The organism is Vibrio sp. RE88 (assembly GCF_013113835.1).
Lineage (GTDB): Bacteria > Pseudomonadota > Gammaproteobacteria > Enterobacterales > Vibrionaceae > Vibrio.
In genome coordinates, this window is sequence record NZ_VTYQ01000001.1 from 133,010 (window position 1) to 146,428 (window position 13,419).

Consider the following 13,419-nt stretch of genomic DNA (forward strand, 5'->3'; position numbering starts at 1 on the left):
AGTGAACTATTGCACCAAGTATGTAGTGCCTGAAAAACCTATTCTGCGGAGGTAACTACTCAACAGGAGAAACCAATGAGACAACTACTATTTCGCCTTTGCGAAGCTTCTGACGGACGTACCTTCGCATTCCTGACTGACCAGCCTGACGTTGAAGATTATTTTGATAGCGGCTACAAAGTCGCTTATAAGTATCGAGACGGGCACAAAGGGAAACAACTCCTAGCCCGCTGGCGAAACTCATACTCGGTGAAATCACAGAACTACAGTCAGGTTCCAGAGCAAGATGAACTGCCTGAAGGCGTCCAAAACGCGTTTGATACTATGATCTCCAGCCTGATCCCAGGTGTCGATGTCTTCTTCTGCGATTATAACTTAGCCATCGAAGCTGACCTGCCTATTTGCAATCAGGTCATGGATAACTACCGCTCTACAGACTTCGTCCTCTTCTCGTGTGAAGAGCTGATCGGTAACGATCCTAATACCCAGCCTTACATGGTGTCTTATGCAGCCCCTCGCTACCCAGAGTCGGGCAACACAGGCAGCCAACACCGTATTTACAGTAAAACGGATGGGTTCGCTTTTGCTCAGGCGGTGAATGCCATCGTCAACCAAAGAGATCGTGATGCGTTAAACGGTGGGCATATTCGCTCAGAAGTGGATACCTACATCAGTGAACCTTCCGTCAAAGAGTCCGTCGCAGAACAGGTCATCAACCGCTTTGTCGAAACGCTGCCGCAGTTTAACAGCAACGTGAAAGCCCTTAGCGCACCCACTGAATAATCCCGACCGGGAGGACTCTTAATGCGATCAGACCAAATGTATTATGCGGCCTTCAGCGCCGCATTATTGGCCGGAGCAGAGCCCGGCCTCGCCCAACGGCTGGCGTACCAACTGGCTTATCTGGCTCTTTCCTCCCCAGTGCAAGAGGAACCGCCCGCTTGTGAAAGCTCATCAGATTTACCTGAATGGTCACAACACTCACAAGCTGGTAAACCCATGTCGATACGCCCGATTAACCCTCTCAGCCATGTAGACTGGCTCAATGGTGGTGCACTGAATGAACGAGGTTCCAGACTCGGACAACACGGTATTTCCGGTCACTACCATTACTCTCATGAGCCAAGAGAGGTCAATCGACCACCCAAGCAGCCAACACCTGAGGAGAAATACGCTGGCAAGATCAATCGTGCCATCTTATTGGCAATGACCAATGCAGATAGCCTCGCCACCAGCAAATTTGTTGCTGCACTGTACCAGTACATGACAGTCGCCAAACCGAATGGAGCGGATGTTCAGCACGATTACTGGCTACTCATGCACACCATCCGCTGCTTTTTGTTTGGTACGACTTTTCAATGGCAATCGGGTTATGCCAAAAGTACCGATTCAAGGCAGCAAAGCAAACCTATGTATCCGGTCATCAAAGCATTGTGGTCATGCTTTGAAGGGGGAATTGAAGAGCCTGAGCTTTCCGATATTTTGTCTGAGCAGCTCAGTTATTTTTCTCCCACTCAGCAAGTTCAATGTCTATCTTTGGGCACAGCCTTTCGTCCAGAACTATTGAACGATTACAACCTTGCTAATCATGCCAGCCAGAGCAGAGTGTATCTACATGAATTGGATGATGCGCAGCTATGGCTAGAGAACGCATAACCGCAACCTAACGCCAGCATCCCCTATTCTATGCTGGCTTATCCCGAGTTTCTGCCCACTTCGATTGATACTCTGAACGCATCGCTCTTTCGGAGAAACCTTATGATTCAGCAATCACTACTTAGCCATCTCGCCGGCCAGCACGATTTCAACAAAGCGAATCAGGTCATCGCCATGCCTCAGGCAAAGCCTTTTGTACATTCCTGGCTCACGCTCGATCTCAGCCTGTCGCTGGCTCAATCTTCAGATATCGAGGATATCCATTTCGCCTCCCCCTACAGACATAATGACGAATACCTCAAATTTGTTAGCAAATCGGCTTCCGTCGAACCTTGCGACAAACGCTACGCGTCAAAAGCGGATCTGCGTATTTCAACGCCGGGTAAAAACCTTTGGTTTGAATTTCACGTTCTGCATCAGGACGAATTAGCGTCAAAAAAAGATCGCAACAAACTCTATGACGATACCAAACGTGTCGCATCCTTACGTAAGTCTTTACCCGAAGATGAAGTGATGCTGCTGGTCGGATTATGGGGAAGCTTCAGTGGCGAAGACATCAAGCATTTCGAGCCATTGGATAACAACACTCAGTGTGCGTATGTGCTTGATACCAGCTTAACGGGCAGCACTCAGATTGCGCGGCTCAGTCATATGAAAAAAGAAGGGGAGCCACGTTTTCTGCTGGCTGCATTTTGAGACGGGACATTAGTCCCGCTCCCAACATCATGGTTATCACGCGATGTAGCTTTCAATCGCGGCACGCGCATTATTTTGAATATGAACGTTGGCAAGATCCTTGAACAACTTACTTTGCTCTCCCAGCGGACCCGTTAACCCAGACTCACTGGCATAGAAAGTGCCACTCTTGAATTTGTCATCCAGCAGCCCATCCACAAAGCGCTGTGCACCCACTTCCAATTTATGCACTTTTCCCAGCATCAGCATGACCTGCATCATTCCCTTCATCATGTACTGACGCATTGGGCTAAGAGTATCAAAGCCTTCCGTACCTGTTGTCGCACCGGGGCTCATGGTCACAAAGCGGACTTGAGGATACTCACGAGCGATGGACGACATCCAAAGCGCCGCCATATACTTCACAGGCCCATAAGGGACCGTCGCGTCTTTTTGATGGTTGTATAATCGCCCTTCACAAATGTCCGCAAATTCCTGAACCGACGAGCTTTTCAGCTCAGGGCGTTTCATTCCCATCGACTTCACACCACGCGCCGCTTCAGAACCGGCATACAATGCGACCTTGTTGAGTTTATTGGCTTTTAGCAGACCGTTCGTCAGCGCCACATGACCAAGTAAATTCACCGCAACGATTTGGGTTACGCCAGCGCTGTTTCGCTCATAGAAACGTGCGCCACCTGTGCCACCCGCATTCATCACCAGTGCATCCACCGCTTCCGGTAGGGCTTCAACCGCAGCGTTAACTGATGCAAGATCAGAAACGTCGATATCCACAATATCAAATATGGCTCTTCCGGTTTGCTCCTCCAGCTCTCGCTTGGCAACCAGAGCTTTAGTGTAATTGCGACACCCTAGATAGATCTTCTCGATGTTTTGATTGGCCGCCAGCTGTCTCGCTGTTTCTTTACCTAAACCTGCATTCGCGCCTGTAATTAATACACTCTTCACCATGTTTCACCTCTAAATTTGACTATTGTTGCAGCTAATGCGCCGTCTTGATGGTGAAACTTTATCAACTCAGATGAAGCCGTTTTTGATATTTCTTGCGCTCTTTGAGGTGATTTCAATTTGGCCCCCTCTTCTAGACAAACAAAAAAATCCGCCAGTAATGGCGGATTTTTTCCTTACATCGACTGATTTAACCTTTCAACTGACGATACAACTCCATCAGTGGATAGCGCACTTGAACAAGCATGATCGTTTGCAAATAGATACCCAACAAATCTTCACAATTGGAAGACCTAAGCTTATATGGCACACATGAATCCAACGCTGCCCACGGCCCGTTGTTCTGACCACCTACCGCTTCGTAATAATCGTTAGAAGGGTTGTTGTTATCCAAGTTAGCGTCAAGAGTGAAGCAGATGTAAGTCGTATGAGCTCGGTTGTTCTGGTTCAATACTCTTTGGTTCATACCTTGTTGTATCTGGCTATTAAAACTGACCAGAATCTCTTTCGAGTTCACCGTCTCAATCACTCGAACATTATGGATATTGGTGGTACCAAACTTTTTGCTCTTCAGGTCAACAGCTCGGTTTTTAATGTCTGTATAGGCGTTGGTATTGACGGTAAGCTTAACTAGCCCCAGAGGGAAATCCATATTCTTAAAGAAGTCCTTACTGTCAAGTTGCAACCAAGCACTCAACAAAGCATCGTTAACCACTTTGAATTTGTCGTTTGGATTGACCTTCTTCGATTTTGGCTTGAGCAGTATTGATAGTGCGGTGTTGACTTGAGAGAAGGTTAAAGGGTTAAGAATGCAGGCTTTAAGGTTAGGTAGGTTTTTCATCAGTTTGTTGACATTACTTTGATCACAAGCCGCAGTGAGCTGCAAACCAGACCCCGTGATCGCTAAGTCATAATTACCTTCTACTGCTTTATTGATGTAACCATTCACGTCACCGGTCGGCCCTTGCTCATTGACGGAAGCCGCAAAGTGATTCACTTTACCGAGCAGATCATATTTTACCTGCGGGACGATACCTCTACGATGTGTACCGTTTTGCTGGTTGGGAATTTCTTGAATGGTTGCCGCGTTTCCAAGTGCTTTAAGATTCGCTCGGTTGTTGTTCAAACCGGCAATGGCATACATGGCAGCAGCTGCCCGTTTCTTTCTCTTTGCTTCTTTATGTGGGCTACCACTCACCCCTAATTCAATTTCACCAATAAGCAGTAGGTTTTCAAACAGCATATAGCGCCAACCCGGGATCTTAAAATCGCCGTTCTGGTCATCGTGCAATACCGTCACTTCATCCTTAGCTGAAATATAGGATTCAGGGTTACCCATACGCGGTGTCGATAAATCGACAACTTCAGATTTAAATCGGATATCCTCAGTATTACCGCCATGGGTGATCCTGAAGTCATACACAATGGCCAAACGGTAGAGTAAGAAGCCGGGGATGGTATGGTTAACATAGATAGTTGGAGTACACTGGGGCTGATAACCTAACCCACTGATATTATCGGTCATCGCGTGTGAAACCGTATCACCAAGTCCAAATTCAATTCTCTGAGTGTGATTGTTGAACAAACGATGGTTACGCATATCCCATTCAGGCAAATAACGCATATCGCGACCGACTTGGTAGCATCGACTTTGGTTATCCCGATACGCCACAGTTATTGGCCCGACGAGCCCAGTCTCTTCTCTGACCACATTTTCAATGATTCCCAATAACTCTCCAGTTAGCCAGTTATTCATCGTGGTGTTCATACCCACGGTGACATCATTTGGCCCTACACCCGCTCTCAGAGCTTGTGCGGCATCCTCTAGCACTTCAATCATTGCATCATGGACAGTATTAAGCTCCGCGTTTGGATTGGCACCCGTCGCCCACTTAGTGTACGTTGCCAAGTCAGGCATCACCTGAAAATCCCAGTCACTCGTTGGGTGCCCACCAGTATCCAACTTGGTTAACGCAGCCCCGCCCTTTAGGTAATGGTAATAAATGTTATTGGTGTTGAGACCTGCTTTCGTACGCAGCGCCGCATCAGCCCTTAACGCAGCAGCTTCCGTAGGTACTGCAACAACTTCAAGAAACTTCTCGGTAATTTCGCTATCGACACGACGCTTAATTTCACGCGCTTTTTGCTGAATGGCATTAATTGGCATCTTAGATTCCTGTTTACTGAACTAAAGGTTGGAAGCGCGCCTTTACGTGGAATTTGTTAACTCATCACAGCTCAAAAGTTGAGCGGTTACGAAGACGCACGGCTCCCTCCACTCTAACTAGGCAATGACTCCAATACTTTGGCGAACCGATGTGAAACCTAGGCGAACCGATGACGAAGCTTGTAGTTTTATAAGCCAGCGAATCGCTTCCATTTCTCAACTCAGCATTGCATACCCCGAGAAGATCACAGCTAACCCTGAGTGAATCCTTCGGCACATTCATATAGTTGAACCACTTCATGTGTAAGTCGTCAGCACAACGTCTGACGGCTTTTGAAATTCCACGCCTTGGACGCATCGTCCAGCCATTCAACCTAATTGGAGTGACAACAATGCCAACCAACACTAATCCGTTAAGACAGGGGGCTTCAGGCAGCTCAACTGAAAACGAGAGTGCCCCTCTCACAACCAGCCAACAGCAAGCTATGGATGAGTATCTGTGGCAACAACTCATAGCGTTAGAAAACATGAACGCAGAAGAACAGTAAGGAGCCCGTGATGACCATCAGAAATAGAGCGTGTAAGCATTTGGCTTCAATCCTCAAAAGCCGAGGGGATTGGGAAAAGGGCATGATACAAATGGATGTGGACACGATACCTGAGAAAGTTCAGTACAAAGAGTGGACGCATTATCTGTTGACTAGCGGTGACTTCGTGTACTTCCTGTATCAGGACTTTCCGACTGTTTTAGCCCATATGCAGACTGTGCTATCAGATTTACTCGCCAACAAAAATGTGAGTACACACACCTCCTTCTTGGATTCGCTTATCAACTCAAGCTCGAAAGAATCCGTTAAGAGCCTGAGTGGTGCTCAAGTCCACCTAGCCAAAGCAAGTAAACTATGCCCCAGCCTTGTTTCCCCTCTTGTTTTAGAGAAATCCAATGCTGCAACGATGGCTCAAGCTTTGTATGCTGATCTCAAGACCAGCTTCAATGGCATTAAAACCGAGATATCTGAATATCCTAAGAAGCTCCCGAAAGATATTCTTGATACTAACCCTGCTTCTACAAATTATGCCGATTGGTTAATGCAACTAATTAGCTCAGATTCCTTTAATCTGTTCTGCAACGAATATTCCCCACAAGCCATCACAGCGATGAACTTTTTGTGGCAAAAAATCAAATATGACACACATGTTGTCACCAGCACGGTAGAGGCGCCTTATGTGGTCTGTAGTGGATTATTTAGCAGCGACACCCCCGCCAACAAAGATGGTTTCGTCAAGTTCTTTGACGAGCAACTGGAGATCATCACGAAGAAGCTTGATTTTCCGACACCTGAAATCGAGGCGCCTGAATCGATCCATTTCGTCTCGATTCCGTTCGAGAAGATGCCACTCGCAGGCTTTCATTCGATAGATACGCTCATTACCCAAGTAAACCCAATGCTCGATTTAATTAAAGCCACACAGCGCCAGACCAGCGAAGAAACTTGGCTGGAGTGGTTCACTAAAAAAATCACCAGCATTCCAACAAAACTAAAAGATAATGCCCGCAGCATTTTATGGTTTGCACTGGGTCAAATCGCCAGTAAAGGGGGAACAGCGTTAGGCCTCCATTTCGGCGGAAACTTGCTGACTCCATTAACCGCAACGGTCGACTTTAATGTGTATATGGCCAAACAGCTGCTTCTATACGATCTCAAGCAACATGGCAAAGAGACGCTCAAACTCAAAGACGACGATCCTGTTGTGGCATCCATCATCTTGGCAATCGACAATATTGATTGGGCGGCCGTGCGCTACTCATTCAAAGTCACGCCATTCGGTCTGCTTATTTCTGCTTACAGTGGATTTAAATGGGTAGCGAGAAAAACGGGCGTGAGCGATGGTGATAAACCACAGGCGCAGAAACTGTTAGAAGTGGCCGATCTAATTCACAATAAAGATCACCACAATGATGCTCAGGTGCGCCTAGCACTGATTACCATTTTCCACTTAATGGAGCAAAAACCACACAAGTTCGTCGAGATCATGACGTGCCGAAAAGATGCTGCTATCAGTACTCTCGCAGGTAAACTAAGAGTCTAACTCTTTTGTTACGGCTCGATTCAAGCCCATAAACCATTATGGGCTTTCCTTCTACCTACAAGACGACTTTTCTTACCTTTCCGCGTTGAACTTAAATTCAATCAAAACCAAACTTTTCGCCATTATTTGTTGATAATGATTTTCATTCGTATAAATTATCACTCTGATGATATCAAGCTAACGGCGGAGGCCAATATGAATCAACCAGACATCACTGAACTGCTAATTCCTCAAAGCGAGTGGGCTTCCCCTGAACTTTACCTGTACGAAAACGATGACCGCCTATGCCTAGATTTAGCGGGGGCTATTCAATACAGCGGTATTAATAGTGTCGGTGGATTGGTGTTAGGTTTCAGGTTGGTTCAATACGCAGTTCAGCTCGGCGCAGGTAGTGAAGTATTACAGCGAGATGGAGTCAGTATCTATACTGCCTTCCCCGGTCGCGGCACACAGGATGCTTTTGAATACACCTGCCGAGCGCTACGCGATAAGCGCTATTGCTGCGATACCACCTTGCACCACCCAGGTGCTCAATCAGGTCAACGAGGCCAGTTCTTGTTCACGATGCGAGTCAATGAACAGTCCATGGTCATGACGCCTGCCGACGGTTTACCGAGACACAGCTATTTTGAGGCAGACAGAAGGTCCAAGGAAAGCCCGGAAGCTGGGCTGCAGTGGCGCAATGAAAAGATTCACTTTGCTAATACGCTGCTCAGTATTCCGCCAGAACAATGTTTGAGAGTGTTGTAGAAGACTTGATAAGCCACTTATAAAGTAAAAGCCCATAGGGACTGATCTCTATGGGCTTTCTCTATAACCAACCATCAACAAGCAGCTGGAATAATGCATTGAACTGGTAAAGTGTTAAAAAGCTCAACCAAATAATGAAAACTAAGTCTAAAATCCGCATTCACTTTCCTACCTTTCGAATGTCAATCCAAACTCTACAAGGTATTCACAAGTCATTCTCAGTTTAACCGAGGCATCTTTTTGGCTTAGGCATTAAGTCATGCTTTATCTTGGTTTTTTGGGTGGTGGAGCTGGATGATCTCTTTTTGTCACAGCATCTTCCATAGAATAGTGTGCTCGTTGATGGCGAAAGGATTTGAACTCTTGAGGTGCTTTTTCCCAGTCAAAAAGCACGCTTTTGTCATTGGACTCTATACACTCAAGACTAAGATCATCTTTAAGTAGCTTTAAAACCTTCTCAAACCGATCATCATTATCAGGGAAGATGTACAACCAAGACTTACCCAATACTCTGAAGACAGAGTCATCATGTTTAGTAGAAGGCTCACAAGCATCAGAACGGCTAAATATACATATAACCCCTCGATCTCGATTGTAACGCGAGCACATGAATTGTTCTGAGAGTACAACTTTTTTGTGAATATCATGAGGCTTTCTATTCACTAAACCAAAAGACACCAACATAAATGCCCCAACTCCAACTAATGCCTTTGGTCCAATAATAAAAATTAAGATAATACTTGCAATGCTACCGAAAAAACCAATACCTTTAACTAGTTGAGGAGCCCATTCTGGTTCACCAAATGTTTGGTACAAAGCCAACCCTTTATCTGACAAGATATAGTCAAATTTATCATCAACAGCATAACTAATATAAGAAGCCCACCAAACGACAGACAATGAGACTATTGTTGCTAATGCTAGCCCCTCAAGATTTATCCACATTTCTAAATCTAGTATCATCCCTAAGCCTATGAAAAGAAAAGATATCGCAGATATTATTGCGAACCACCATTTTTTTCTTATCCATCTGTCCGCTTCATCTACATTGCGACTGCTCCAACGCATAGAGCTCTCATCTTCTTTAAGCAAAAGCTCATGCTCCGCAACCTGCTCATCAAATTCACTTGGAGTTATATAAAATGGAAAACTTGACACCAACTGTACCTCAATAAATTATTGTAATACTCTCACTTAATGATTCAGATTGATACAACGCAACCTTCACCTCATCAAATTCTGCAGTATATGTACTTTCATCCTTCAATGTATGCTGATAATAATATGAATCAATAACACTTCCACTGCTGTACTCACTTGCTAACGTGACATATTCAACTTTAAGCAATAAATACTTGTCAGATATATCAACTGGCAATGTGAACGCACATTTTTTTCTGTCTGGATGCTCTTGCTCTTCTTCCCATTTAATATCCGTCTCAGAAGACATATCCAGATTAGTATACACTTTAATAGCGTCGAAACGTTCTCCTACAGGCACCTCTACTTCTATTTTGATCCCAGTTTGAGTTACAGACACTGCATTTACGCCATGCCACCTCGGCTCAACTATATTTATAGGGGTCTGCGTAATTACTGGCTGAGTAATGATTTTACTTAGCAACTTCATGTATCCTGTTACTAGCTCATTGTTCTCATTAACCTGTATTTCTAAATCTGAATTCGAGCTCCATTGCCTGCGACTTGGAGACGTACCCCACGGTAAAGATGATAGCCACTTTTGGTAATCATCCTGCTTATTTAGTTCTAGAAGTAGGCTTGTAGATACATAAATAATAACGGCTACTGCTAGTACACCAGTAATAACCAACCCTGCAGTTGCAGAAACTGATAATAATCCAGTATAACCAAAAGCTTGGACTCCCAATGCAGCTCCTGAAGCCATTAGAGACCCACCTTGGATAAGCAAGAGTTGTCTATCAACACCAGAACTAGTTGAGTATTTATTATAAACCCTGACGAGCTCAACCATGGTGGCGAAAATCCCTAGAACTGCGGTAACCCCTAACCACTTATTATATAAATTTAGACCTCTAAGTTGGCCTGAAACAAGCTGTAAGTCATAGCGATTTCTCATTAAGTATCGTAGTGAATGCTTCCTCAATAGAGGATTCCCTGAAACATTAGACCAAGCTTTACCCGCGCGGATACCGATTAATGCAGATAGCGAGTACATGCCTGTTTGTATTATTGCAAGATATTCATCCGTCTGGACAAAGTCATCTTCAAATGCATCATCTAAAGCATCATGAAAAGCAATCAAATTAAAGAGCAAACCAATAAAACCGAGACCACCAACTGAGTTGTAGTATTTACCTAGATTATCAATCTTACCCTTAAGAATATTTATATTCGTCCGTACCATCGCTGCTGCAAAGTCTGGTGGTAAAACAATTTTTTGAGGGTATTCCAATATATTTGCTCTGAGTACTTTTTTAGCATGAAGGTACTTTTTTCTGGCGACTTTGAAAGCACTTTTAGAGACCGATTTATCATTTCGATTAAACGCATCTATGATAGCTTTAGACTCTTTTAGTATCTTCACATTACGTTTGATCTTATCACGCCATTCGGCAAACTTAGTGGCATAGTCACCCGGTACTTCCACTCCCACTTTGAGAGCAAGGCGCTCTGCCATGGCCATTCTCATGTAAGTTGTATTTGCATTAGGCATGGGAGCAACCGCAGATAATACGAGCACTGAAGCTTGTGCAACTAAGCTGGCTCCAGCTTTAGGAACTGCGAGTGACAGTGCTTCGACTAATTCGCCAACAAGTAGCTGAAGATTCTTAGACCCTTCCGATAGTGACTGAATCAGTTTGCTACTATAAACATCCTCGTTGGTGAGAAAATCCACCAGTTTACTGTAAATACCTGTTGCATTTCCCCAGTTTGCAGCGGCAGATGCAAATTTATCTTGGCTTGAGGGGTCTATTTGCTGCTCCGCAGAAGCAACAGAAGCGTCATTGATACTCTCTGGAATAACAGAACCTATCACGTTGAATAGCTCACGACTAAAGCCGCTGGTGTTTAGCGGGATAATCGTCGTCGGACTATCAAACTGAGCGGCAATAAACTCTTGCTCTTCTTCACTCTGGATAAAAGTGACGGCCTCAACTATTTGCATGTGATAGTGAAGTAGCTCGTCCTGAGTCTCTCTATCCCATAAATCCATCAACCACTCAATACGATGAGGTGAGAATATCTCCAAGTTCTTGCGAAAATCTTCTCTCACCTTTACTACGGGTTCGAAGAGTTCCTCGCGCTTCTTGGTCAACTCTTCCATTTCAGAAAACATGCGCTGCCAGTCGAGCATTTTTCTCCATTTATCGGTTGCCGCCCACGTTTGATAGCTTTCTAACTTAGATGGAGAAATACTATATTTTTTTTGAAGATAAGCTTCGGCAGAGTCAGCTTCAGTAATAGCCTCAGACAATATTTGCTGCGTTGCATGCCCATATTTATCAGTGAACATATAGGGCATTTTTTTCACGGCATGTAAGCTTTCCTTACTAGAAAAGTAGCTAGAAAGGTCTTTATAGAACTCAAGCTCTTGGCCTCTTCGCTTGACGATAGATGGCATCTTGAGATCATCTTTTGAGCCAAACATGCAAAGCTGCATGGCGGTTTGCATCAGAGCCCATTGGTTGGTGTATTGTTCTTCGAATAACCGATAAGGAGATGCAACACCTACAAAATACGCAGAGACATCCCGCCCTTCTGCCAAGTAATCATCAATTGCCATGATGCAAGCAGCTTCTTCAGGGGGTAAAGCACTTTTAATCTCGGCTGCGGATGCCACAGGTTTCACTTCTAGATCTGGGTACTCACTATCCATCGAGGTTAGAACACTGCTGTTAGCAAAACGCTGGTCCTCAACCGCACTCTCCTCTATATCCGCCACTTGTGATAACAGCTCAATATCGCCGACATCAGAAGCATCTGGCAGCTTTAATGCCCGAGTAGACATAAACTGGCCGTTCTTCGCTTCGCCAGCACGGACTCTTTCGTAGCTCTCCCAGCTCCAACGATGTTTTGAGAACACACATGAAATGGCGGTTTTTGTAGAATAAGTGATATAAGGCTTTGCTTCTTGTGCCTGACCGCGGCTGTCTTTACCTAGTTCAGGATCTTCACTTTCGCCCATCAGATACTGAGTGAAGTTCACGCCCTTTACTTCGTATTCATCGAGCTCTTTTGTCATGTGGTCATAAACGTATAGCCAACCATCACGCAGTTGTCTTAGCGTATAACTTAAGCCTGAATCTGAACTGTATTTTGTTGAGCCTTTCCCCTTCCACTCTTCAGGCAGTCCAAATGGCTTTGTAGTAGGCTCAGCTTCCGGGTCTTCGATTTCATCTATCGCGTAACGCACAGGAACAATATTGATCGTTTCCCCTTCTACCTCTTTTTTCTTAAGGTTGAGTTTTTCTTCGGGCACGCCTTGTTCTGGCGGCTCAATCTTTTCCGTCTCCCCTTCCCAAAACATGCTGTGTTCAGGTGGCGATCCTGCAAGATCATCAGATTCCAAGTCAGACATCTGATTAAAGGATGTAAGAGTGCCATCTTGCTCATACGCTGTGACCGCATCATCATGGCTGAAGCTCTGATCGTTCCAAAACATGGATTTCTTAGGAGGAAGGGGGTTGTGGTTGCTCATAGTTACACCAGACGGACAAAAATTATCTGGATTAAGCAAATAGCGTACCTAATAAAAAGTTAACTAATTCAAATGATTAAAATGTTTCTTTTCTTGGTTACACAACATTTTGCTAATTTGAACAAGAAGTTGTGTTTTTAAACAAATTCTTGAGCACCTGACTATCCAAATTTCTTTGCCACATCAGCCGCTTTTTCACCCAATTCGGCAAAGTTGGCGGTGCCTTTTTCCATGATTTTCTGAGCTTGCTCGATAACCTGAACGTATTTTGGGTCACCTGTGGCAAGAAGTTCAGACAGAGCAACACCGATAGCGGTGGTACTGATGGTGTTGAGATTGCGCAAGTTGTCGGCAGCGTCTTGCACTGCGATGGCGGTAGATTGAGCGACCGATTGTTTGGCCTTGTCAGTCGTGCTCTCATTCGACATGA

At 44.9% G+C, this 13,419-nt stretch carries 11 protein-coding genes; 6 read left to right on the top strand and 5 right to left on the bottom strand.

Annotated elements, in window-relative coordinates; translation table 11 throughout:
• Positions 1-75 precede the first annotated feature (75 nt).
• The 3 genes from F0265_RS00625 to F0265_RS00635 all read left to right on the top strand — a co-directional run bounded on the left by F0265_RS00625 (position 76) and on the right by F0265_RS00635 (position 2,352).
• Positions 76-783, top strand: a complete 708-nt coding sequence (locus F0265_RS00625; protein WP_045987409.1) for a hypothetical protein — start codon at positions 76-78, stop codon at positions 781-783.
• Between the two features lie 21 nt (positions 784-804).
• A complete protein-coding gene (locus F0265_RS00630; protein ID WP_171747360.1) occupies positions 805-1,656 on the top strand; it encodes a hypothetical protein in 852 nt (283 codons plus the stop codon).
• Positions 1,657-1,758: 102 nt separating this feature from the next.
• A complete protein-coding gene (locus F0265_RS00635) occupies positions 1,759-2,352 on the top strand; it encodes a hypothetical protein (RefSeq protein ID WP_171747361.1) in 594 nt (197 codons plus the stop codon).
• Positions 2,353-2,388: 36 nt separating this feature from the next.
• On the opposite strand, the gene F0265_RS00640 is transcribed toward F0265_RS00635, so the two are convergent.
• Both F0265_RS00640 and F0265_RS00645 read right to left on the bottom strand, forming a co-directional pair.
• Positions 2,389-3,303, bottom strand: a complete 915-nt coding sequence (locus tag F0265_RS00640) for an SDR family NAD(P)-dependent oxidoreductase (protein WP_171747362.1) — start codon at positions 3,301-3,303, stop codon at positions 2,389-2,391.
• Positions 3,304-3,490: 187 nt separating this feature from the next.
• Positions 3,491-5,467 (bottom strand): hypothetical protein, encoded by a 1,977-nt coding sequence (locus tag F0265_RS00645; RefSeq protein ID WP_171747363.1) that lies wholly within the window; start codon positions 5,465-5,467, stop codon positions 3,491-3,493.
• 299 nt (positions 5,468-5,766) lie between these two features.
• Between F0265_RS00645 and F0265_RS00650 the strand changes: the two genes are divergently transcribed.
• From F0265_RS00650 to F0265_RS00660, 3 genes are all read left to right on the top strand, one after another.
• Positions 5,767-6,015 (top strand): hypothetical protein, encoded by a 249-nt coding sequence (locus F0265_RS00650; RefSeq protein WP_171747364.1) that lies wholly within the window; start codon positions 5,767-5,769, stop codon positions 6,013-6,015.
• A 10-nt stretch (positions 6,016-6,025) separates the two neighbouring features.
• Positions 6,026-7,558 carry a hypothetical protein gene (locus F0265_RS00655; RefSeq protein WP_253809262.1) on the top strand — a complete coding sequence of 511 codons (1,533 nt, stop codon included), beginning with the start codon at positions 6,026-6,028 and terminating at the stop codon, positions 7,556-7,558.
• Between the two features lie 195 nt (positions 7,559-7,753).
• Positions 7,754-8,308 carry a hypothetical protein gene (locus F0265_RS00660; RefSeq protein ID WP_171747365.1) on the top strand — a complete coding sequence of 185 codons (555 nt, stop codon included), beginning with the start codon at positions 7,754-7,756 and terminating at the stop codon, positions 8,306-8,308.
• A gap of 264 nt (positions 8,309-8,572) precedes the next feature.
• Here F0265_RS00660 and F0265_RS00665 read toward each other — a convergent pair whose 3' ends face one another.
• The 3 genes from F0265_RS00665 to F0265_RS00675 all read right to left on the bottom strand — a co-directional run bounded on the left by F0265_RS00665 (position 8,573) and on the right by F0265_RS00675 (position 13,417).
• On the bottom strand, positions 8,573-9,466 hold the full coding sequence (locus tag F0265_RS00665; protein WP_029236259.1) for a hypothetical protein: 894 nt from the start codon (positions 9,464-9,466) through the stop codon (positions 8,573-8,575).
• A gap of 10 nt (positions 9,467-9,476) precedes the next feature.
• Positions 9,477-12,989, bottom strand: a complete 3,513-nt coding sequence (locus F0265_RS00670) for a T6SS effector BTH_I2691 family protein (protein ID WP_253809263.1) — start codon at positions 12,987-12,989, stop codon at positions 9,477-9,479.
• A gap of 161 nt (positions 12,990-13,150) precedes the next feature.
• A complete protein-coding gene (locus F0265_RS00675) occupies positions 13,151-13,417 on the bottom strand; it encodes a hypothetical protein (RefSeq protein WP_006960116.1) in 267 nt (88 codons plus the stop codon).
• Positions 13,418-13,419: the final 2 nt, after the last annotated feature.

Coding starts and splice junctions, on each gene's coding strand:
- F0265_RS00625 (WP_045987409.1), top strand. CDS start 76: ATGAGACAACTACTATTTCGCCTTTGCGAAGCTTCTGACGGACGTACC.
- F0265_RS00630 (WP_171747360.1), top strand. CDS start 805: ATGCGATCAGACCAAATGTATTATGCGGCCTTCAGCGCCGCATTATTG.
- F0265_RS00635 (WP_171747361.1), top strand. CDS start 1,759: ATGATTCAGCAATCACTACTTAGCCATCTCGCCGGCCAGCACGATTTC.
- F0265_RS00640 (WP_171747362.1), bottom strand. CDS start 3,303: ATGGTGAAGAGTGTATTAATTACAGGCGCGAATGCAGGTTTAGGTAAA.
- F0265_RS00645 (WP_171747363.1), bottom strand. CDS start 5,467: ATGCCAATTAATGCCATTCAGCAAAAAGCGCGTGAAATTAAGCGTCGT.
- F0265_RS00650 (WP_171747364.1), top strand. CDS start 5,767: ATGTGTAAGTCGTCAGCACAACGTCTGACGGCTTTTGAAATTCCACGC.
- F0265_RS00655 (WP_253809262.1), top strand. CDS start 6,026: ATGACCATCAGAAATAGAGCGTGTAAGCATTTGGCTTCAATCCTCAAA.
- F0265_RS00660 (WP_171747365.1), top strand. CDS start 7,754: ATGAATCAACCAGACATCACTGAACTGCTAATTCCTCAAAGCGAGTGG.
- F0265_RS00670 (WP_253809263.1), bottom strand. CDS start 12,989: ATGAGCAACCACAACCCCCTTCCTCCTAAGAAATCCATGTTTTGGAAC.
- F0265_RS00675 (WP_006960116.1), bottom strand. CDS start 13,417: ATGTCGAATGAGAGCACGACTGACAAGGCCAAACAATCGGTCGCTCAA.